At 67.2% G+C, this 20,969-nt stretch carries 19 protein-coding genes; 15 read left to right on the top strand and 4 right to left on the bottom strand.

What is annotated here, in order from left to right; all coding sequences use genetic code 11:
- The 12 genes from F3J14_RS24910 to F3J14_RS24855 all read left to right on the top strand — a co-directional run.
- A partial coding sequence (locus F3J14_RS24910; RefSeq protein ID WP_282100733.1) for a FimV/HubP family polar landmark protein occupies positions 1-966 on the top strand: 966 nt, incomplete at its 5' end.
- Positions 966-1,778 (top strand): tRNA pseudouridine(38-40) synthase TruA, encoded by an 813-nt coding sequence (gene truA / locus F3J14_RS24905; RefSeq protein ID WP_166725244.1) that lies wholly within the window; start codon positions 966-968, stop codon positions 1,776-1,778. The genes F3J14_RS24910 and truA, both read left to right, overlap by 1 nt.
- A complete protein-coding gene (locus F3J14_RS24900; protein WP_166725243.1) occupies positions 1,775-2,476 on the top strand; it encodes a phosphoribosylanthranilate isomerase in 702 nt (233 codons plus the stop codon). Before truA ends, F3J14_RS24900 begins: the two co-directional genes overlap by 4 nt.
- A 56-nt stretch (positions 2,477-2,532) precedes the next feature.
- The gene (gene trpB, locus F3J14_RS24895; protein WP_166725242.1) at positions 2,533-3,726 is read left to right on the top strand and encodes a tryptophan synthase subunit beta; all 1,194 of its coding nucleotides are present in this window, start codon (positions 2,533-2,535) and stop codon (positions 3,724-3,726) included.
- 8 nt (positions 3,727-3,734) lie between these two features.
- The gene (locus F3J14_RS24890) at positions 3,735-4,586 is read left to right on the top strand and encodes a site-specific DNA-methyltransferase (RefSeq protein WP_166725241.1); all 852 of its coding nucleotides are present in this window, start codon (positions 3,735-3,737) and stop codon (positions 4,584-4,586) included.
- 88 nt (positions 4,587-4,674) lie between these two features.
- Positions 4,675-5,490 carry a tryptophan synthase subunit alpha gene (gene trpA, locus F3J14_RS24885; protein ID WP_006755100.1) on the top strand — a complete coding sequence of 272 codons (816 nt, stop codon included), beginning with the start codon at positions 4,675-4,677 and terminating at the stop codon, positions 5,488-5,490.
- Between the two features lie 66 nt (positions 5,491-5,556).
- Positions 5,557-6,429, top strand: a complete 873-nt coding sequence (gene accD / locus F3J14_RS24880; protein ID WP_006755101.1) for an acetyl-CoA carboxylase, carboxyltransferase subunit beta — start codon at positions 5,557-5,559, stop codon at positions 6,427-6,429.
- A 100-nt stretch (positions 6,430-6,529) separates the two neighbouring features.
- Positions 6,530-7,840 (top strand): bifunctional tetrahydrofolate synthase/dihydrofolate synthase, encoded by a 1,311-nt coding sequence (gene folC, locus F3J14_RS24875; RefSeq protein ID WP_166725240.1) that lies wholly within the window; start codon positions 6,530-6,532, stop codon positions 7,838-7,840.
- A gap of 29 nt (positions 7,841-7,869) precedes the next feature.
- Positions 7,870-8,691, top strand: a complete 822-nt coding sequence (locus tag F3J14_RS24870; RefSeq protein ID WP_166725239.1) for an SPOR domain-containing protein — start codon at positions 7,870-7,872, stop codon at positions 8,689-8,691.
- 6 nt (positions 8,692-8,697) lie between these two features.
- Positions 8,698-9,192, top strand: coding sequence for a CvpA family protein (locus F3J14_RS24865; RefSeq protein ID WP_006755189.1), 495 nt, complete (start codon positions 8,698-8,700; stop codon positions 9,190-9,192).
- 51 nt (positions 9,193-9,243) lie between these two features.
- Complete coding sequence (gene purF, locus F3J14_RS24860; RefSeq protein WP_166725238.1) at positions 9,244-10,776, top strand: amidophosphoribosyltransferase; 1,533 nt, start codon at positions 9,244-9,246, stop codon at positions 10,774-10,776.
- Between the two features lie 257 nt (positions 10,777-11,033).
- Positions 11,034-12,227 (top strand): O-succinylhomoserine sulfhydrylase, encoded by a 1,194-nt coding sequence (locus F3J14_RS24855; RefSeq protein ID WP_166725237.1) that lies wholly within the window; start codon positions 11,034-11,036, stop codon positions 12,225-12,227.
- Positions 12,228-12,322: 95 nt separating this feature from the next.
- Here the strand turns inward: F3J14_RS24855 and F3J14_RS24850 are convergent, their stop codons facing one another.
- From F3J14_RS24850 to F3J14_RS24835, 4 genes are all read right to left on the bottom strand, one after another.
- Positions 12,323-13,291, bottom strand: a complete 969-nt coding sequence (locus F3J14_RS24850) for an NAD-dependent epimerase/dehydratase family protein (protein ID WP_166725236.1) — start codon at positions 13,289-13,291, stop codon at positions 12,323-12,325.
- Positions 13,278-14,324: a GDP-mannose 4,6-dehydratase gene (gene gmd / locus F3J14_RS24845; RefSeq protein WP_166725235.1), complete on the bottom strand. Its 1,047-nt coding sequence runs from the start codon at positions 14,322-14,324 to the stop codon at positions 13,278-13,280. The genes F3J14_RS24850 and gmd overlap by 14 nt, the downstream gene beginning before the upstream one ends.
- A 35-nt stretch (positions 14,325-14,359) precedes the next feature.
- A complete protein-coding gene (locus F3J14_RS24840; protein WP_166725234.1) occupies positions 14,360-15,424 on the bottom strand; it encodes an acyltransferase in 1,065 nt (354 codons plus the stop codon).
- Positions 15,425-15,583: 159 nt separating this feature from the next.
- Complete coding sequence (locus F3J14_RS24835) at positions 15,584-15,919, bottom strand: hypothetical protein (RefSeq protein ID WP_166725231.1); 336 nt, start codon at positions 15,917-15,919, stop codon at positions 15,584-15,586.
- Between F3J14_RS24835 and F3J14_RS24830 the strand changes: the two genes are divergently transcribed.
- The 3 genes from F3J14_RS24830 to F3J14_RS24820 form a co-directional block, all read left to right on the top strand.
- Positions 15,918-18,110 (top strand): hypothetical protein, encoded by a 2,193-nt coding sequence (locus tag F3J14_RS24830; RefSeq protein WP_166725245.1) that lies wholly within the window; start codon positions 15,918-15,920, stop codon positions 18,108-18,110. The genes F3J14_RS24835 and F3J14_RS24830 overlap by 2 nt on opposite strands.
- A gap of 38 nt (positions 18,111-18,148) precedes the next feature.
- Positions 18,149-19,615: an oligosaccharide flippase family protein gene (locus F3J14_RS24825; RefSeq protein ID WP_166725233.1), complete on the top strand. Its 1,467-nt coding sequence runs from the start codon at positions 18,149-18,151 to the stop codon at positions 19,613-19,615.
- Positions 19,612-20,969: glycosyltransferase family 4 protein (locus F3J14_RS24820; protein ID WP_166725232.1), on the top strand; the 1,358-nt coding region annotated here is incomplete at its 3' end. The genes F3J14_RS24825 and F3J14_RS24820, both read left to right, overlap by 4 nt.

Raw genomic sequence — 20,969 nt, 5'->3', positions numbered from 1 at the left:
GCCGGCGCGGCCGTGCTCGTTCTCGCGGCTTGGTTCGCGCGGCGCAAGCGCCGGAAAGCGCGGCCGGCCGACGCGATCACCCCGGAATCCGGCGGGGCGGCTGCCGTCGATGCCGGCGCATCGCCGTCGCCCGTCGAACCCTTGCCGCCGATCCTTCCCGAGACGCCGCTTGCACGCGACGCGGCGGCCGATGTGAATCTGATCGCGGCTACCGCGGCAGCGGCGGGGGCCGTCGACACGCATGAAGCTGAGGTCGCGTCGCCGCCGGAAACCGCGAAGCCGCACGACGATCAACCGGAAGCACCGTCCGAGCACGCTGCGCTCGAGCGCGACGCAGCGCCGGCCTCGCACGACGTGAAGCCCGTCGCGGAAACGGCCGCGGACGAGCCGCTGCAAACGCCTGCGGCGCCTTCGACGAACGACGCCCAGCACGCGGCGCTGATGCAGAACGCGATCAGCGCGCTCAACAGCCTCGACATGCCGTTGCCGCCGCGCCAGGCGGACGAGCCGGCCGCACGGGAAGGGCAAGCCGAAAGCGAGAAAATCGCAACTAACGGTCAATCCGCATCGCACCCGCCGGTTGGCGCGGGCGATCTGTCCCCGGAATACCCGGCCGACCACGACGACGAGTTCGACTGGGATCCGGATGCGGCAACGCCCGCACCGCACGCAGGCGGTGCATCCACGCCGTCGTCGCTCCCGCCGCTCGGCGGCGCGCAGTTCGGCGCGTTGAACCTGGATTTCGATCTCGACCTGCCGTCCGCGCCGGGGGCCGCGTTGCCCGCGCTGACGCCGGAAGAGCTCGCGCGCATCGCGCGCAACAAGCTGGATCTCGCGTCGGAGTACGTCGAACTGGGTGACCTGTCGGGCGCGCGCACGCTCCTGCAGGAGGTGATCGACGCGAACGACGCCGCGACGCGCGACGAGGCGCATGCGCTGCTCGCGAAACTGGCGGACGAGGCGTGATGCGGATCGCGCTGGGAGTTCAGTACGACGGCGCAGCGTTCTGTGGCTGGCAGGCGCAGCCGCACGGCAAGACCGTGCAGGACGCGCTCGAGCGCGCGCTCGGCGAATTCGCGTGCGTGCCGTTGCACACGACGGTCGCGGGGCGGACCGATACGGGCGTGCACGGGCTCGGGCAGGTCGTGCACTTCGACACGGACCTCGATCGCACGGATTTCTCGTGGGTGCGCGGCACCAACGCGTTCCTGCCGTCGACCGTTTCCGTGCAGTGGGCGAAGCCGATGCCGGACACGTTCCATGCGCGTTTCTCGGCGTTCGAACGCACCTATTACTACGTGCTGTACGTGCATCCCGTGCGCTCGCCGATGCTGGCCGGCCGTGCGGGATGGATCCACACGCCGCTCGACGACGACGCGATGCGTGCCGCCGCCGCGCACCTGATCGGCGAGCATGACTTCTCGTCGTTCCGGTCGTCGGAATGCCAGTCGAAGACGCCGGTCAAACACCTGTACCAGATCGACGTGCGGCGCGCCGGCCACTTCATTCATTTCCGTTTCCGCGCGAATGCGTTCCTGCACCACATGGTGCGCAACCTGATGGGCTGCCTCGTCGCGGTCGGGCGCGGCCGCTATCCGGCGGACTGGCTCGCCGACGTGCTGGCCGGGCGCGACCGCAATCTCGCCGCGCCCACGTTCATGGCCGACGGGCTGTATCTTGCCCATGTCGGCTACCCGGCGGAATTCGCCGTCCCGCCCGCGCAACTCGGCAGCGTGCCGTGGAGCAGCGTCTGGGCCGATCTGGACCTACCATCATGACGGATCACGCCGTGTCTTCTCCGACCTCCGCCGCGACCGGCCTCGCGCCGCGCACGCGCATCAAGCTGTGCGGCCTGTCGCGCCCCGAGGACGTGCTGCACGCCGCGGCACTCGGCGCCGACGCGATCGGCCTCGTGTTCTACCCGAAGAGCCCGCGCGCGGTGTCGATCGCGCAGGCGGCCGAACTGGCGCGCCTCGCGCCGCCGTTCGTGTCGGTGGTCGGGCTGTTTGTGAACGCGACCGAAGCCGAGATCGAGGCAGTCGTGCGCGACGTACCGCTCACGGTGCTGCAATTCCACGGCGACGAGACGCCCGAGCAGTGCGACGCGCTTGGCCGCGCGGCACGCCTGCCGTGGTTGCGCGCGGTGCGCGTCGGCCCCTCGACGCAGGCGTCCGATTTGGTAGAATCGGCACTTCATTATTCGAAAGCGCGCGGCCTCCTGTTCGACACCCTGGTGCCGGACTACGGCGGTAGCGGCAAGGTCTTCGATTGGTCTCTTATTCCCGCAGAGCTCGCGCATCGGGCCGTTTTGAGTGGTGGCTTGAACGCGCAAAACGTCGGTGATGCGATCCGCCAGTTGCGCCCGTTTGCTGTCGATGTCTCGAGTGGCATCGAAGTGGAGGGCGCGAAGGGCGTGAAGGATCACGCCCGGATGGCGGCGTTCGTACGCGCGGTGCGCGAAGCGGACGCCCGGTGATGCAAGAAGGTGCGCCCCCCGAACGCCGGGCGCGCCGACCAATCGAGAGTGACACCATGTACAACCTTCCTGATGATCGCGGCCATTTCGGCCCGTATGGCGGCGTGTTCGTCGCCGAGACGCTGATTCACGCACTGGACGAACTGCGCGCGGCGTATGAAAAATTCCGGAACGACCCCGATTTCGTCGCCGAATACGAGCGCGAACTGAAGCACTTCGTCGGCCGTCCGTCGCCGATCTATCACGCGCAACGCTGGAGCGAGACGCTCGGCGGCGCGCAGATCTACCTGAAGCGCGAGGACCTGAACCACACCGGCGCGCACAAGATCAACAACGTGATCGGCCAGGCGCTGCTCGCGAAGCGCATGGGCAAGAAGCGCGTGATCGCCGAGACGGGCGCCGGCCAGCACGGCGTCGCGACGGCGACCATCTGCGCGCGCTTCGGGATGGAGTGCATCGTCTACATGGGCGCCGAGGACGTGCGCCGCCAGGCCGCGAACGTCTACCGGATGAAGCTGCTCGGCGCGACGGTCGTGCCGGTCGAATCGGGTTCGCGCACGCTGAAGGACGCGCTGAACGAAGCGATGCGCGACTGGGTCACGAACATCGAAAGCACGTTCTACATCATCGGCACGGTCGCGGGCCCGCACCCGTATCCGGCGATGGTGCGCGACTTCCAGCGCGTGATCGGCGACGAGTGCAAGGTGCAGATGCCGGAACTCGCCGGCCGGCAGCCGGACGCGGTGATTGCGTGCGTCGGCGGCGGCTCGAACGCGATGGGCATCTTCTATCCGTATATCGACGACACGTCGGTGCAGTTGATCGGCGTCGAAGCGGCCGGCGACGGCCTCGACACCGGCCGTCACGCGGCGTCGCTGATCGCCGGCAGCCCCGGCGTGCTGCACGGCAACCGCACGTACCTGCTGCAGGACGACGACGGCCAGATCATCGAGACGCATTCGGTGTCGGCCGGTCTCGACTATCCGGGTGTCGGCCCCGAGCACGCATGGCTGAAGGACAGCGGCCGCGCGCAATACGTGCCGATCACCGACGACGAGGCGCTGAAGGCGTTCCACGACTGCTGCCGGATCGAGGGGATCATCCCCGCGCTCGAGTCGAGCCACGCGATCGCGTATGGCGTGAAGCTCGCGCCGACGTTGCCGAAGGACAAGATCCTGCTCGTCAACCTGTCGGGCCGCGGCGACAAGGACATGCACACGGTCGCCGAGCGATCGGGCATCGCGCTCTGACCCGACCGATGCGTGACCTGATCGAACAACCGGGCGGCGGCGCCGCGAGCGAAGCGGAGGCGGGGCAGCCCGCCGTCGCCGTGCCGCGTGCACGGCCGTCCGGGATCGAACTGCACAACCGCGATTTCATGACCGAAGCCGCGCGCCTGCCGGATGCGTCGATCGACCTGATCGTCGCCGATCCGCCGTACGGGCTCGGCAAGGACTACGGCAACGACTCGGACAAGCGTTCGGGCGACGAGTTTCTCGCGTGGACGCGCGAGTGGCTCGAGCTCGCGATTCCGAAGCTCAAGCCGAGCGGGTCGATGTATATCTTCTGCACGTGGCAGTACGCGCCGGAAATCTTCAGCTTCCTGAAGACGAAGCTCACGATGGTCAACGAGATCATCTGGGACCGACGCGTGCCGAGCATGGGCGGCACGACGCGCCGTTTCACGTCGGTGCACGACAACATCGGCTTTTTCGCGGTTTCCAGGGCGTATTACTTCGATCTCGATCCAGTCCGCATCCCGTACGACGCCGACACGAAGAAGGCCCGCTCGCGCAAGCTGTTCGAAGGCAGCAAGTGGCTGGAGATGGGCTACAACCCGAAGGACGTCTGGTCGGTCTCGCGCCTGCATCGGCAGCACGCGGAGCGCGTCGATCATCCGACCCAGAAGCCGCTGGAAATCATCGAGCGGATGGTGCTCGCAAGCTGCCCGCCGGGCGGCCGCGTGCTCGATCCGTTCATGGGCAGCGGCACGACCGCGGTGGCCTGCGCACGGCAGGGGCGCGACTTCGTCGGCTACGAGATCAACGAAAGTTATTGCGCGATCGCGCACGAGCGCGTGAACGCGCTCGCCGCGCAGGCGTGCGCGTGAGTCGCGCCGCCGCAGTGCCGATCGCTGCTTTGCATGGGACCGGAGTAAGCGCTAAAGCGCTAACTCCGGTCGACAAAGGAAAATTGCCATGAATCGTATCCAGCAGACCTTCGCCGCACTCGCCGAACAAGGCCGCAAGGGCCTGATCCCGTTCATCACGGCCGGCGACCCCGATCCCGCGAAGACCGTCGAGTTCATGCACGCGCTCGCCGAAGGCGGCGCCGACGTGATCGAGCTCGGCGTGCCGTTCTCGGACCCGATGGCCGACGGCCCGGTGATCCAGCGCTCGTCGGAGCGCGCGCTCGCGCGCGGCGTCACGCTCAAGAGCGTGCTCGCCGACGTGAAGCGCTTCCGCGAGACCGACCAGAAGACCCCCGTCGTGCTGATGGGCTATGCGAACCCGATCGAGCGGATGGGCGTCGACGCGTTCGCGGCGCAGGCGCAGGCAGCCGGCGTCGACGGCGTGCTCGTCGTCGACTATCCGCCCGAGGAAGCCGGCGTGTTCGCCGAGAAAATGCGTGCCGCGCAGATCGATCCGATCTTCCTGCTCGCCCCGACGTCGACCGACGAGCGCATCGCCGACGTGGGCAAGATCGCGAGCGGCTACGTGTACTACGTGTCGCTCAAGGGCGTGACCGGCGCCGGAAATCTGGATGTTTCGAGCATTGCGGGTAAAATCCCGGCCATCAAGTCGCGCGTGCCGGTTCCGGTGGGCGTCGGCTTCGGCATCCGCGACGCCGAAACGGCGCGCGCGGTGGCCGAAGTGTCGGACGCCGTCGTGATCGGCAGCCGCCTGGTGCAACTGCTCGAGAGCGCCGCGCCGGAAGGCGCCGCCGCCGCGCTGAAGACATTCATCGCCGAGCTGCGCGCCGCCCTGGACGGCGCCGGCAAGACGGCGCGATAAACACAACACAGGAGGCGGGAACGGGCCGGTCGGCCCGCCCCGCCACGGAACAGGAAACCATACACGATGAGCTGGCTCGACAAACTGTTGCCGCCGAAGATCAAGCAGACCGACCCGAAAAGCCGCAAGGGCATTCCGGAAGGCCTGTGGGTCAAATGCCCGTCCTGCGAGGCCGTGCTGTACCGCAACGACGTGGACGCGAACCTGCATGTGTGCCCGAAGTGCGATCACCACATGCGCATCGGCGCGCGCGAGCGCCTCGACGGGCTGCTCGATCCGGAAGGCCGCTATGAAATCGGCCAGGAAATCGTGCCGGTCGACTCGCTGAAGTTCAAGGACAGCCGCAAGTACCCCGATCGTCTGAAGGAAGCGATGGACGAGACGGGCGAGACCGACGCGATGGTCGTGATGGGCGGGGCGATCCACACGCTGCCCGTGGTCGCGGCCTGTTTCGAGTTCTCGTTCATGGGTGGCTCGATGGGTTCGGTCGTCGGCGAGCGTTTCGCGCGCGGCGCGCAGAACGCGCTGGAACAGCACGTGCCGTTCATCTGCTTCACGGCGTCGGGCGGCGCACGGATGCAGGAAAGCCTGCTGTCGCTGATGCAGATGGCGAAGACCACCGCGATGCTGACCAAGCTGGCCGAAGCCAAGCTGCCGTTCATCTCGGTGCTGACCGACCCGACGATGGGCGGCGTGTCGGCGAGCTTCGCGTTCCTCGGCGACGTCGTGATCGCGGAGCCGAAGGCGCTGATCGGCTTCGCCGGCCCGCGCGTGATCGAGCAGACGGTTCGCGAGAAGCTGCCGGAAGGCTTCCAGCGCGCGGAATTCCTGCTGACGACGGGCGCGATCGACATGATCGTCGACCGCCGCAAGATGCGCGACGAGATCGCGCAGCTGCTCGCGCTGCTGCAGCGACAGCCGGCTGACGCGCTGGCCTGATCGGCGCGGCGTTGTGACCTGCGCGCGTCGCCCGGCTGAACCGCCGGGCGGCGCGTTTCGTTTTTTGGCGTAGTGACGGTACCGATTCAGATTTGATCCGATGAGCACTTTTCCCACTCTCGACGCGTGGCTTTCGCATCTCGAACGCGCGCACCCGGTCGGCATCGACATGGGCCTCACCCGCATCGGGCAGGTCAAGGCGGCGCTGCAGCTCGAATTCGCGTGCCCCGTGATCACGGTCGGCGGCACGAACGGCAAGGGCTCGACCTGCGCGTTCCTCGAGGCGATCCTCGTTCACGCGGGCTACAAGGTCGGTTGCCACACGTCGCCGCACCTGCTCGAATTCGCCGAGCGCGCGCGCGTGAACGGGCGGCAGGTCAGCGATGCCGACCTGCTGCCGCACTTCGAAGCCGTCGAAGCGGCGCGCACGTCGCTGCCCGAGCCGGTGTCGCTCACGTACTTCGAATTCACGACGCTCGCGATCCTGCACCTGTTCGCGTCGCGCGGGCTCGACGTCGTGATCCTCGAAGTCGGCCTCGGCGGCCGGCTCGACGCGGTCAACATCATCGATACCGACTGCGCGATCGTCACGAGCATCGACATCGACCACACCGAATACCTCGGCGACACGCGCGAGAAGATCGCGTTCGAGAAGGCGGGAATCTTCCGTGCGGGCAAGCCGGCGATCTGCGGCGACCCTGCCGTGCCGGACACGCTGGTCGACCATGCCGCCGCGATCGGCGCGGACCTGTGGCTGGTCGGTCGCGATTTTCGCTATGAAGCGCAGCCGGGCGCGGAGCGCCAGCAATGGAGCTACCTCGGCCGCGACAAGCGCTATCCGGCGCTCGCGTACCCGGCGCTGCGCGGCGCGAACCAGCTGATCAATGCGTCGGCCGCGCTGGCCGCGCTCGAGGCGCTGCGCCCGGTGCTGCCGGTGTCCGCGCAGGACATCCGGCTTGGGCTCGCGAACGTCGAGCTGCCGGGGCGCTTCCAGGTGCTGCCCGGCAAGCCGGCGATCGTGCTGGACGTCGCGCACAACCCGCATGCGGCGGCCGTGCTCGAGCAGAACCTCGGCAACATGGGCTTCTTCCCGTACACGTACGCGGTGTTCGGCGCGATGCACGACAAGGACATCGACGGCGTGCTGCGGCACCTGGCGGGCGAGGTCGACCACTGGTGCGTGACCGACCTGCCGCTGCCGCGCGCGGCGAGCGCGGAGCAGCTCGAAGCCGCGCTGCGCAAGGCCGGTGTGGAGGACGGGGCCGATTCGAGCGTCACGCGGTTCGCGTCGCCGGCGGAAGCATTTCGAGATGCGCTAAAAAGAGCCTCCGAGAATGATAGAATCGTGGTTTTCGGCAGTTTCCATACGGTGGCCGGTGTGATGGCCTACCGGAAATCGCAGCAACACTGACTGTCGGGCAGTTTCGGACTCAGCCATTCATGGGAATTTTCTCGTTCGGCAAGAAAGACGACGACGCGCCCACCCGGCGCGGCGGTCGTACCGGGGCCTCCCGGAACGTGCGCACGGAGCGCACTGAACGCGTCGAGCGACGCACGCGCCGCACCGAGCGTCCGGAATCGGACGCACTGCTTCTCGATCCGACCCTTCCTGAAAAGCAACGCGCCCGCCGGCGGCTCGTCGGCGCGATCGCGCTCGTCGTCGGCGCGGTGATCGTGCTGCCGATGGTGCTCGATTCGCACCCGAAGCCGGTGACGGACGACATCGCGATCGATATTCCGAACCGGCCTGCGCATCAGGCGGTCGCGCCGCGTGACGACGATGCGTCCGATGTGCAGGCGGGCGTCGCGCACGATGAGCCGCCGGCCTCCGATGTCGCGGTGGCGGCCGCGCCCGCGGCGAAGGATACGGCCAAGCCGGCCGCGAAACCCGATGCCACGACCTCGACGACCACGGCGAACGTGACGCCGCCGAAGCCCGCTGCCAAGCCGGTCGCGCCGAAGCCGGCGCCGGCACCCGCGACGGTCGCGAACGCCGACGCCGCGACCGACAGCGGCGACGCGTCGTCGCCGGCATCGCCGGCCGGTGGGCGCTTCGCGGTGCAGCTCGGTTCGTTCAAGGACGACACGACGGCCCGTTCATGGGCCACCAAGTTGAAATCGGCGGGTGTGCCCGCATATGTCGAGCATCGCAAGCAGGCGGACGGCAGCACGGCTACACTGCTGCGTGCCGGCCCGTTTGCGGATCGCGCGGCGGCGTCCGCCGCGATCGCGAAGGTGCGCGAAGCCGGACTGACGCAGTAACGTGCGATGCTGACGGCTTTCGACTACGCTGTATTGGCGGTAATCGCGTTGTCTGCGCTGCGTGGCGCATGGCGCGGTTTCGTCTCGGAGATTTTCGGGTTGATCGGCTGGATCGTGGCGGTCGTGATCGCGGCACGCTATGTCGGGCTGGTGGTGCCGTATATTCCGGCGAACTGGCCGGGCGGCGCGCTCACCCAGTGGGTGCTCGCGTTCGCGCTGATCGTGATCGGTGTCGTGTTCGTCGCGGGTGTCGCGAACGCGCTGTTGTCGCGGATCGCGCAGGCGACGGGCCTCGGTGGAGTCGATCGCTCGCTGGGCATGATGTTCGGGCTCGTCCGCGGCTGTGTGCTGGTGGTGCTGCTGGTCGCGGCGGCCGGGCTGACCGAATTGCCCAAACAGGATTTCTGGCGCAACGCGCTCTTGCGTCCTTTCGCCGAACAGGGCGTGCACGAGCTGAAGCAGCTCCTGCCCGACGGCATGGCCCAGTACGTACGCGTGTGACGACGCGGTCGGGCAGGACGGAACCGATTTTGTCATCTTGAAGGACATGCCATGTGCGGCATCGTAGGTGTTATCTCCCAATCCCCGGTCAATCAGCTGATCTATGACAGCCTGCTGCTGCTGCAGCATCGCGGTCAGGACGCAGCGGGCATCGCGACGGCGGACGGCAGCAATTTCCACATGTACAAGGCGAACGGCATGGTGCGCGACGTGTTCCGCACGCGCAACATGCGCAGCCTGCCCGGCACCTTCGGCATCGGCCAGGTCCGCTATCCGACGGCCGGCTCGGCGTCGAGTGAAGCCGAGGCGCAGCCGTTCTACGTGAACGCGCCGTTCGGGATCATCCTCGCGCACAACGGCAACCTGACGAACTGGGAACAGCTGAAGGACGAGATGTTCCGGATCGATCGCCGGCACATCAACACCAATTCCGACAGCGAGGTGCTGCTCAATGTGTTCGCGCACGAGCTGCAACTGTCGACGACGGGCCTCGAGCTCGATCCGGCCGCCGTATTCAAGGCGGTCGCGGGCGTGCATCGCCGCCTGGAGGGTTCGTACGCGATCGTGTCGCTGATCGCCGGCTACGGCCTGCTCGCGTTCCGCGATCCGTTCGGCATCCGCCCGCTGTGCCTCGGCAAGCTCGAAACCGAACACGGCACCGAATGGATGGTCGCGTCGGAGTCGGTGGCGGTCGAAGGCATCGGTTTCGAATTCGTGCGCGACGTGCAGCCGGGCGAAGCGATCTTCATCGACAAGGCCGGCAACTTCCACAGCCAGCAATGCGCGGAGCAGCCGACGCTGAATCCGTGCATGTTCGAGTACGTGTATCTCGCCCGTCCGGATTCGTGCCTCGACGGCGTGCCCGTCTACAACGTGCGCCTGCGCATGGGCGACTATCTCGCCGAGAAGATCAAGCGCGAGCTGCCGAACGTGCCGATCGACGTCGTGATGCCGATTCCCGATTCGTCGCGTCCGGCGGCGATGCAGGTCGCCGCGAAGCTCGGCGTCGAGTATCGCGAAGGCTTCTTCAAGAACCGCTACGTCGGCCGTACCTTCATCATGCCGGGTCAGGCCGTGCGCAAGAAGTCGGTGCGCCAGAAGCTCAATGCGATGAGCATCGAGTTCAAGGACAAGAACGTGCTGATCGTCGACGACTCGATCGTGCGCGGCACGACCTCGCACGAGATCGTGCAGATGGCGCGCGATGCGGGCGCGAAGTCGGTGATCTTCGCGTCGGCGGCGCCGCCCGTGAAGTTCCCGAACGTGTACGGCATCGACATGCCGACGCGCGGCGAACTGGTCGCACACGGCCGCACCGACGACGAAGTCGCGAAGATCATCGGCGCCGACTACCTGATCTACCAGGACGTCGACGACCTGCGCCGCGCGGTGCGCGACATCAACCCGAAGCTCGAACGCTTCGAGGCGTCGTGCTTCGACGGCAACTACATCACCGGCGCCGTGACGCCCGAGTACCTCGATGCGATCGAGCGCGCACGCCTTGCCCCGGCGTCGCAGGCCGATCGCGACACGGCGGGCGACACCGCGCGTTCGCAGATGAACCTGCAGCTGTCGGTCGAGTGATGCCGGCGCACGCTTCCAACGAAGCGTGCTAGGATGTGGCCTTGCGTCGATTTGATTCAGCTTGCGGACGCGGGGCGACTTCCCAAATCAGCTAAAGCGAAGGCCGGCGAGAGCCGGCCCGAGTCGATCGCTGTCGTACCGCACCGAAGCCCGCTGATGCCGACGCATAGCGGGCTTTTTGTTTTGGCCTGGTTTTTGGCTGGGTTCGCGCCCGATGCATGACCCGCGGCGCGGCCCTCGAATACGGAAAACGGAACATGGACGACTCCCTCAATTTCGACACGCTCGCCGTGCGCGCGGGCACGCTGCGCAGCAGCGACTTCAACGAGCACTCGGAAGCGCTGTTCCTCACGTCGAGCTTTTGCTTCACGAGCGCGGCCGAGGCCGCCGAGCGCTTCGCGAATTCGGAAGACTATTTCACCTATTCGCGCTTCACGAACCCGACCGTCACCATGTTCCAGGATCGTCTCGCCGCGCTCGAAGGCGGCGAGGCCTGCATCGCGACGGCGTCGGGCATGGCCGCGATCATGTCGGTCGTGATGTCCACGCTGGAGGCGGGCGATCACCTGGTCAGCTCGCGCAGCCTGTTCGGCTCGACGCTCGGGATGTTCTCGCAGATCTTCAGCAAGTTCGGCATCACGACGACCTTCGTCGACCCGACCGACCTGAACGCATGGCAGGAAGCGGTGCGGCCCGAAACGAAGATGTTCTTCCTCGAAACGCCGTCGAACCCGCTGACCGAACTCGCCGACATCGAGGCGATCGGCAAGATCGCGAAGGCGGCGAACGCGCTGTTCGTCGTCGACAACTGTTTCTGCAGCCCGGTGCTGCAGCAGCCGCTGAAGCTTGGCGCGGACGTCGTGATGCATTCGGCGACGAAATTCCTCGACGGGCAGGGCCGCGTGCTCGGCGGCGCGCTGGTCGGCTCGAAGGCATTCATCATGGGCAAGGTGTTCCCGTTCGTGCGCAGCGCGGGCCCGACGTTGTCGGCGTTCAACGCGTGGGTGCTGCTGAAGGGGATGGAAACGCTGTCGCTGCGCGTCGAGAAGCAGTCGGAGAACGCGCTGGAAATCGCGCGCTGGCTCGATTCGCATCCGGCCGTCGCGCGCGTGTTCTATCCGGGGCTCGAATCGCATCCGCAGCATGAACTCGCGAAGCGCCAGCAGAAGGCGGGCGGCGCGATCGTCTCGTTCGAGCTGAAGGGCGACACGCCGGAGCAGCAGCGCGCGAACGCGTGGCGCGTGATCGACAGCACGAAGCTGATCTCGATCACCGGCAACCTCGGCGATACGCGCACGACGATCACGCATCCGGCGACGACGACGCACGCGCGCATCACGCCGGAAGCGCGTGCGGCCGCGGGCATCACCGAAGGGCTGATCCGCCTCGCGGTCGGCCTGGAGAATGCGGGCGACCTGCGCCGCGATCTCACGCGCGGCCTCGAGGGCTGAGCGCGGCGGCAGTTTTTTTCACGGCCGACATGACAACTGGCCGCTCGATAGAGCGGCCCGTTGTCTTTTGACCGGCGACGCGCGCGTTGCCGGAATCAGCCGGCCTGCCCGGGCTGCCCCTGCACGTCGCGCATCGCTTCCATCATCCAGCGCAGCGTGTCGTCGAGCGGCGTCACGGGCAGTTCGCCCACCGCGCGCCGCAGCTTGTCGCGCGACCCGCTCAGGCTCTTGACTTCGTTGTGCCGCACGAAACGCGGATCGATCGTCACGTCGATCACGTAGCCGGCGATCCGCGCCAGCATCGCCAGCACTTCCTTCAGCGAATACGCGCGCTCCGAGCAGACGTTGAACGTCTCGCCGGCCGGTGCCGCCTCGAGCAGCTTCAGGTAGGCGGCCGTCACGTCGCGTACGTCGGAGAAATCGCGGCTCACGTCGAGATTGCCGAGCGAGATGCGCGGGGCGTTGCGCGCATAGTGCGACACGAGCTTCGGCAGCAGATAGGCGTCGTCCTGGCCGACGCCGGTGTAGTTGAACGGCCGTACGATCACGATCGGCAGCCGGTCGGCCCACAGCTTCGCCGCGTATTCCATCGCGAGCTTGCTGACCGCGTAGTCGTTCGCGGGCGCGGGCGAGACCGCTTCATCGAGCACGCCGGCCGTCGAATTGCCGTAGATGTTCGCGCTGCTGGCGAGCAGTACCGCGGACGGACGGTGGTCGAGGCCCGCGAGCGCGGCCAGCAGGTTGCGCGTGCCGACGATGTTGACCGCGTAGGTTTGCGACGGCTCGTCCTGCGCGACATGCGCACGCGCGGCGAGATGCACGACCGCATCGGGCCGCGCATCGGCCGCCGCCGCCCGCATCGCGTTCGCATCGAGCAGGTCGACCGGCAGCAGCGTGCAGTTCGCGAACGCCGGATCGTCCGGCCGCGCCGCGCCGGGCGCCACGGTGCCCCACACGTCGTAGCCGGCGGCTTCGAGGCGCTGCGCCATGTAGCGGCCGGTGAAGCCCGTCAGGCCCGTGACGAACGCACGGCGCGACGGGCGTCCGGCTTCAGTACGTGTCATGGTGACGATTCCGCGTCAGATCGGCTTCGACCATCATCTGGCAGAGCTGTTCGAGCGTCGTCTCCGGCGCCCAGCCCAGCTTGCTTTTTGCCTTGTCGGCGCAGCCGATCAGCAGGTCGACTTCGGCGGGGCGGTAGAACTTCGGGTTCACTTCGACGAGCACGTTGCCGTTCGACGCGTCGATGCCGCGCTCCTGCTCGCCCTTGCCGGTCCATTCGAGCTGGTAACCGGCGGCCGCGAACGCCATCCGCACGAAGTCGCGCACGGTCTCGGTGCGGTTGGTCGCGAGGACGTAGGTGTCGGGTTCGTCGACCTGCAGCATCCGCCACATCCCTTCGACGTACTCGAGCGCGAAGCCCCAGTCGCGCTTCGCGTCGAGGTTGCCGAGCTCGAGCTTGGTCGCCTTGCCGAGCTGGATCTTCGCGACGGTGTCGGTGATCTTGCGCGTGACGAACTCGCGGCCGCGCAGCGGCGATTCGTGGTTGAACAGGATGCCGCTGCAGCCGAACAGATCGTAGGACTCGCGGTAGTTCACGGTCATCCAGTGCGCGTACAGCTTCGCGACGCCGTACGGGCTGCGCGGGTAGAACGCGGTCGTTTCCGTCTGCGGGATCGACTGCACCTTGCCGAACATCTCGGACGTCGACGCCTGGTAGAAGCGCGTCTTCGGGCTCACCACGCGAATCGCCTCGAGCAGGTTCAGCGGGCCGATGCCCGTGACTTCGGCGGTCGTCGCCGGCTGGTCGAACGACACGCCGACGAAGCTCTGCGCGGCCAGGTTGTACAGCTCGTCGGGTTGCGTGCGTTCGAGCAGCCGCAGGCTGGAGCCGGCATCCGTCAGGTCGTGCTCGACGAGCGACAGGTTCGGGTGCGTGTCGACGCCGAGTTCGGCGATGCGCCAGAAGTTCACCGAGCTGGTGCGGCGATAGGTGCCCGTGACCTCGTAGCCCTTGTCGAGCAGCAGCTTGGTCAGATAGGCGCCGTCCTGCCCCGTGATCCCCGTGATGATGGCCTTCTTGCGGTTTTGGCTCATGGCAATGTCCTGGTCGAAACGATGGATTGAGAAAGTCAGGCGGTCGTGCGCGCGGCGGCCGGCAGCGCGTTGCGCGCCGGGCCGCGAGTCAGGCGCCGTTCGAAGCCGTACCAGCTGAGCGTGGCGTAGGCGAGCGTGATCGCGAGGGCGAGCGCGGCCGTGACGAAGCGGTTCAGGTGCAGCGGCCAGAGCGCATACAGCACGCTCAGGTGAATCAAGTAGACGGTGTAGCTGACAGTGCCGACGTACACGAGCAGCGGATTGGTCAGCACGCGCTGCACGAGGCCGCGTCCGCGCAGCGCGATGACGACGATCGACGTGCACAGCAGCAGCGAGATGCTGTAGAGCGCGGCATTCGACATCGGCGTGTTCGCCGCGCGAAAACGCGGGAACGACAAGTGCAGCCAGCCGAGAATCGCGAGCGACACGAGCGCGCCGACGATCGCGAGCGGATAGAACGGTTCCAGCGCGCGCCGGTCGCGGCGCAGCACGATCGCGAGCAGCGCGCCCGCGGCGAGCAGGTCCATCCGGAACGGCGTCAGGTAGTAGATCGGCCAGAACGAATCGAACCACGGCGTCGCGATCGCGCGCAGCACGGGAGCCGCGACGATCAGCGCGGCGGCGATCCACAGCAGCGCGCGCTCCGAACACCACAGCACGACGAACGGCCAGAAGATGTAGAACTGCTCCTCGACGGCGAGCGACCACAGCACGTTCAGGCTGTCGTGCCCGATGCTGCCGAGCGACAGCCCGATATTGGTCGAGAAGAACGCGAACCACGGCCAGTGCGGCAGCCAGCTCGCGCCGAACAGCAGCGTCGACACGACGAGCAGCAGCACGTACGGCGGCAGGATCCGGCGCACGCGGCGTGCGTAGAAGTGGCTGAAATACGACTGCCCGCGCGCCTTGCGATCGAGCAGGATGCCCGTGATCAGCAGGCCGCTCAGCACGAAGAACAGGTCGACGCCCATCCAGAGCGGCGCCTTCAGCGCGTGTTGCAGGAACACGGCGCCGACGGCGATCGCGCGCAGCCCGTCGAGCTGCACGATGCGGCCGTGTTGCGGCGGGGCGAGGTCGGCGGTGCGCGAGATGCCCGTCATCGCGCCGCTCCTTCGCGACGCGCGGCCGGTGCCGTGGCGCGTCGTGCATCCGATGCGTGAACGTAATGCATGCCTTTTGAATGAAATATTGAATCGAAATCGATTCTAGGGAAAAGAAATCGGCAAAAAAACGCGTGTCATTTATCCGCCGAAAAACATTCAAATGCCGATCGTTTCAATCGCGACATGAAAGGTTTGCAGGCCGGGCGCTCCGTCGGGCGGGCGGGAGCGGCATTTTCTACGGGTTGGCGCGTGAAAGGCGGTCGTTATTTCCGTTTTGCGGCGGCTATTTCCCGTTGTTCCGGCGCGATATTTCACGCGGAAACATCCCCAAATATTTCCAAATTTCTTGTGATTATTTTTGCTTGTAACCTGCATCGCGACGTTTGAAACCCATTTAGTGACAGGGCATCCGGGCTGGCAGTCCGCCGCGGTGCCCGTTGCTTTTGCATCGAGTCTGGAGAGCGCATTGCGACGTCTGATTCTGGTTGGCATGACGGTATGCGCGGCGCTGTCCGCGAGCGCCGCCCCGGCTGAAACCGTGTTGCCCGCGACCACGTCGTGGATCGGCAACACGTTCGGCTATGGCGACGGCAGCTGGACGCAGATCGACATTCGCGCGATCGCGGTGACGCCCGACGGCAAGGTGTATACGAACGCGCCGTGGGACGAGAGCGGCGCCGAGGCGAGCGTCTACCAGGACGGCAAGATGCTCGGCTTCGCCGGCGGCACGCACGGCTGGGGCAACCTCGGCGGCAACGCGGTCGCGGTGAACGGCAAGTACGCGTACGTCGCGATCGGCGTCGGCAACGAACGCGGCCATCTGCAGTCGCCCGGCATCTGGCCGGACAAGGGCAAGCAGTGGTTCGGCATTTCGCGGCGCACGATCGGCGACATGAAGCAGCCGGCGCCGTTTCGCGCGGCGCCGCAGGTCGCGCCGGGCGGGCGCGCCGATGCCGGCCGCGCACGGATGGCCGCGAGCTTCATGGTGATGAACGAGGTGGAGGCCCCCGCACGCTCGGAAGTGGGCGAGGCGAAGGCCGAAGTGGGCGGCCTCGCGGCGGACGACAAGACGCTGTTCGCGACGAACCCGTCGCATGACGAAGTTGACGTGTTCGACGCCGAGACGATGCAGAAGAAGGGCACGTGGAGTGCGCACGAGCCGGGCCGCATCGCGCTGGCCGGCGACGGCACGCTCTGGCTGCTCACCGACACGATCAGCGGGCCCGCGCACCTCGTGCACGTGCGCGCGGACGGCCGCAAGCTCGACGACGCGCCCGCGCTGCCCGAAGGCACCGAAGCGGTGGACGTGGCGGTCGATGCGAAAGGGCGCGTGCTGGTGGCGGACAACGGTGCGCGCCAGCAGGTGCTGATCTTCTCGAAAGGCGGCAAGGGCTATGCGCCGTCCGGCACGCTCGGCGAGCGCGGCGGGATCTTCGCGGGCCCGGTGCCGGGCCGCCCCGGGCCGCAGCGCTTCAACGGGCTGACGGGCGTGGGCGTCGATCGCGCGGGCAACGTGTACGTGTCGATGAACGGCATCGGGCCGCGTCACGACACGATCGGCGCGGGGCTCGGCGCGGTGCTCGAGAGCTACACGCCGGACGGCAAGCTGCGCTGGCAGGTGCAGGGGCTGCTGTTCGTCGACGGCGCGTGGCTCGATCCCGCCCGGCCGAACAGTGTGTATACGGGCAACAAGCGCTTCGAGCTCGACCTGTCGAAGCCGCCGGGCCAGGACTGGAAATATGCCGGATTCCTGTCGAACCGCTTCAAGTATCCGGACGATCCCGTGTTCCACACGGACCAGTATCCCGGCATGCCGTTCGCGCGGCGCGTCGACGGCCGCACGTTCCTGTACCTGACCGACATGTACGCCGACCACCTGAAGATCTACCGCTTCGACGCGAAGCGCGACGGCGAGGTCGCGATTCCGTCGGGCCTGATCGCGGGTCGCGCGCGGCCGGTGGACAAGGTGCCGAACAAGCCGCCGGGCGGCGACTGGATCTGGCGCGACGCGAACGGCAACGGCCGGCTCGACGCCGACGAATTCACGATCAACACGACCGGCAAGGCAAAGGCGGGCGGCTGGGGCTGGTGGGTCGACACGAAGGGCGACATCTGGCGCACGAGCGACGTGCGCGGGATCCATCGCTTCAGCTACGGCGGCGTCGACAAGGCCGGCAACCCGATCTACTCGTACGACAAGGTCACGACCTATCCGATGCCGCAGCCGTTCACGCAGCTGCGCCGTTCGATCTACGAGCCGCAGACGGACACGCTGTACGTGACGGGATACACGGCCGACGCGCCGCCGCAGCCGGGCATCAACAAGGAAGTCGGCCGCGTGCTGGTGCGCTTCGACAAGTGGTCGACCGGCTCGCCGGTCGTGCGCTACCAGGTGGCGCTGCCGTGGCAGCTCGATGCGAAGCCGATCCTCGACCTGATCGGGATCACCGTCGAGGGCCGCTACATCTTCACGGTGGAGCCGGTCGGCAAGATCCACGTGTATGACAAGGAAACCGGCAAGGAAGTCGGCGTGATGAGCCCGGGCGCCGAGGTCGGCAAGGCGTCGGGCTGGGTCGACGTGCCGTTCGGCATCAGCGCATTCCGGCGCGAGAACGGCGAATACCTGGTGTTCGTCGAGGAAGACGCGCGCGGCAAGGTGCTGATGTATCGCTGGAAACCGTGACGGGGCGCACCGGCGTCGTCGCCACACAAGGCACAAGCATGGACAAAGGCATACTCAAGAACGTTTCGATCAACTTCATCGGGCTGATCCTGCCGACCTTCGTGTCGCTGGTGACGGTGCCTGCCTATATTCACGCGCTGGGTGTCGAACGCTACGGCGTCGTCAGCCTCGTGTGGACGCTGATCGGCTATTTCGGGATCCTCGATCTCGGGATGAGCATGGCCGCGCAGAACCACATCTCGAAGGCGCTCGCGAGCGGCAACGCGGACGAAAGCGCGCGGGTCTTCTGGAGCGCGTTCTGGCTGAACCTCGGCACCGGCATCGTGGGCGGCTTGCTGATCTATTTCGGCGCGTTCGTCTATACAGCGTATTTCACGAAGGCGTCGGCGGCGATGCAGCACGAGGTGTATCTCGCGCTGCCGTGGCTCGCGCTCGCAATTCCGCTCGCGAACGTGTCGTGGGTGTTCGCCGGCGCGATCAACGGCGCCGAACGGTTCGGCGTGTTCAACACGAACCAGACGATCGGCACGTTCCTGTTCCAGCTGCTGCCGCTCGGCGCCGCGTGGTGGATCGCGCCGAACCTGCAGACGGTGCTGGCGGCCGCGGTCGTCGCGCGGCTCGTCGCGGCGGTGATGCTCGGTCACGCGAGCATCAAGGTGCTCGGGATCCGGCGCATCGACCCGCCGCAATGGGGCACCGCGAAAGGGCTGTTCAACTTCGGCGGCTGGATGCTGATCGCGAGCACGACGAGCATGATCGCCGACACGCTCGATCGCGTGATGCTCGGCGCCGGCATGGGCGCGAAGTTCGTCACCTACTACACGGTGCCGCAGAACCTCGTCACGCGCCTGAACATGCTGCCGAACGCGCTGGTGCGCACGCTGTTTCCGCGCCTGTCGGCGGTCGGCCGCGATCACGCCGACACGCTCGCGCGCCAGTCGCTCGAATTCCTGAACGGCGTGTTCACGCCGGTCGGCATCGTCGCGATCTTCGCGCTCGCACCGTTCCTCACGCTGTGGGTCGGCGCCGATCTCGCCGCGCATTCCGCGCCGGTCGGCCGCGTGCTGGTGATCAGCGTATGGCTCGTCGGCCAGGCGAGCGTCACGCGGATCCTGATCCAGTCGCAGGTCAACCCGGCCCGCGCGGCGTTCGCCGGGCTCGTCGAGATGCCGTTCTTCGTCGGCGGCCTGTGGTTCGGCATTCATCACTTCGGGCTGATCGGCGCGGCGGTGGTCGTTGCTGCCCGCGCGCTGGTCGACTACGGCGTGCTGCTTTACCTGTCGGCAATCCGGATGCGCGCGATCGTGCTCGACATGCTCGCGCATCTCGCCTTCCTGCTCGCGAGCCTGTTTCTCGCGCAAGCGTGGTCGGGGCTCGGCGAGTCGATCGGCCTGTGCGCGGTCGTGCTGCTGCTGAACCTTGCGTGGTCGCTCACGATGACGCCGGGGCTGCGCGCGCTCGTGCGCGACCTGTTCGTCCGTCTCAATGCGAGGAAAACGATATGAATCGCGATCTGGCGGAACACGCCATCCTGAACGTGGCCACGGCGGATGCCGCCGTGGCCGAAGCCGGCGGCGCCACTGCGCTGCGCCGGACCGAAGCGGCCGCGCCGGCGGGTGCACGCGATGCGTCGCGTCCGCTGCGCGTGGCGATCGTCCACGACTGGCTCGTCACGTACGCGGGCGCCGAACGCGTGCTCGAACAGATCGTCGCGTGCTTTCCCGACGCGGACCTGTTCAGCCTCGTCGATTTTCTCGACGATCGCGCGTTCGTGCGCGGCAAGCCGGTGACGACCTCGTTCATCCAGAAACTGCCGTTCGCGCGCACCAAGTACCGCAGCTACCTGCCGCTGATGCCGCTCGCGATCGAGCAGCTTGACGTGTCGGACTACGACCTCGTGATCTCCAGCAGCCATGCGGTCGCGAAGGGCGTGCTGACGGGGCCGGACCAGATGCACATCAGCTACGTGCATTCGCCGATCCGCTATGCGTGGGACCTGCAGCACCAGTATCTGGAACAGTCGAACCTCACGCGCGGGCCGAAATCGCTGCTCGCGCGGATGATCCTGCACTACATCCGCAACTGGGACACGCGCACTGCGAACGCGGTGGACGGGTTCGTCGCGAACTCCGCGTTCATCGCGCGACGCATCCGCAAGGTGTATCACCGCGACGCGGCGGTGATCTTCCCGCCGGTCGACGTCGACGGCTTCTCGCTGAACGAGGTGAAGGACGATTTCTACCTGACCGCGTCGCGGATGGTGCCGTACAAGAAGATCGACCTGATCGTCGAGGCCTTCTCGCGCACGCCGGAGCGCAAGCTCGTCGTGATCGGCGACGGCCCGGAGATGCAGAAGATCCGCGCGAAGGCCGGCCCGAACGTCGAGATCATGGGCTACCAGCCGTTCGCGGTGCTGCACGACCGGATGCGCCGCGCGAAGGCGTTCGTGTTCGCGGCCGAGGAGGATTTCGGGATTTCGGTGGTCGAGGCGCAGGCGTGCGGCACGCCCGTGATCGCGTACGGCAAGGGCGGTGCGCTCGAAACCGTGCTCGAGCCGCGTTCGCACGCGAACCCGACCGGCCTGTTCTTCGACGAACAGACGCCGCACGCGATCGTCGCGGCGGTCGACGATTTCGAGCGCGCGCCGCAGCGTTTCACGCCGCACGCGTGCCGCGCGAATGCGGAGCGCTTCTCCGCCGACACGTTCCGCCGGCGTTTTCTCGATTATGTGGAGGCCGCGCTGCCCGGCGCGACCGCGCAGCGCGGCAGCGCCGCGCCGATGCCGGCCGCGCACGGCCCGGCGACGCTGGTGCTGGACCAGAGCGGCGTGCTCGGCGGCGCGGAGCTGTCGCTGCTGGA

The organism is Burkholderia sp. Tr-862 (assembly GCF_011753085.1).
GTDB lineage: Bacteria > Pseudomonadota > Gammaproteobacteria > Burkholderiales > Burkholderiaceae > Burkholderia > Burkholderia ambifaria.
The sequence above is the reverse complement of the archived record's forward strand: the minus strand, read 5'-3'. Positions and strand labels throughout refer to the sequence as shown.

Coding starts and splice junctions, on each gene's coding strand:
- trpA (WP_006755100.1), top strand. CDS start 4,675: ATGAATCGTATCCAGCAGACCTTCGCCGCACTCGCCGAACAAGGCCGC.
- F3J14_RS24855 (WP_166725237.1), top strand. CDS start 11,034: ATGGACGACTCCCTCAATTTCGACACGCTCGCCGTGCGCGCGGGCACG.
- F3J14_RS24865 (WP_006755189.1), top strand. CDS start 8,698: ATGCTGACGGCTTTCGACTACGCTGTATTGGCGGTAATCGCGTTGTCT.
- F3J14_RS24825 (WP_166725233.1), top strand. CDS start 18,149: ATGGACAAAGGCATACTCAAGAACGTTTCGATCAACTTCATCGGGCTG.
- F3J14_RS24835 (WP_166725231.1), bottom strand. CDS start 15,919: ATGCCAACCAGAATCAGACGTCGCAATGCGCTCTCCAGACTCGATGCA.
- purF (WP_166725238.1), top strand. CDS start 9,244: ATGTGCGGCATCGTAGGTGTTATCTCCCAATCCCCGGTCAATCAGCTG.
- gmd (WP_166725235.1), bottom strand. CDS start 14,324: ATGAGCCAAAACCGCAAGAAGGCCATCATCACGGGGATCACGGGGCAG.
- F3J14_RS24890 (WP_166725241.1), top strand. CDS start 3,735: ATGCGTGACCTGATCGAACAACCGGGCGGCGGCGCCGCGAGCGAAGCG.
- truA (WP_166725244.1), top strand. CDS start 966: ATGCGGATCGCGCTGGGAGTTCAGTACGACGGCGCAGCGTTCTGTGGC.
- trpB (WP_166725242.1), top strand. CDS start 2,533: ATGTACAACCTTCCTGATGATCGCGGCCATTTCGGCCCGTATGGCGGC.
- F3J14_RS24830 (WP_166725245.1), top strand. CDS start 15,918: ATGACGGTATGCGCGGCGCTGTCCGCGAGCGCCGCCCCGGCTGAAACC.
- accD (WP_006755101.1), top strand. CDS start 5,557: ATGAGCTGGCTCGACAAACTGTTGCCGCCGAAGATCAAGCAGACCGAC.
- F3J14_RS24900 (WP_166725243.1), top strand. CDS start 1,775: ATGACGGATCACGCCGTGTCTTCTCCGACCTCCGCCGCGACCGGCCTC.
- F3J14_RS24870 (WP_166725239.1), top strand. CDS start 7,870: ATGGGAATTTTCTCGTTCGGCAAGAAAGACGACGACGCGCCCACCCGG.
- F3J14_RS24840 (WP_166725234.1), bottom strand. CDS start 15,424: ATGACGGGCATCTCGCGCACCGCCGACCTCGCCCCGCCGCAACACGGC.
- folC (WP_166725240.1), top strand. CDS start 6,530: ATGAGCACTTTTCCCACTCTCGACGCGTGGCTTTCGCATCTCGAACGC.
- F3J14_RS24850 (WP_166725236.1), bottom strand. CDS start 13,291: ATGACACGTACTGAAGCCGGACGCCCGTCGCGCCGTGCGTTCGTCACG.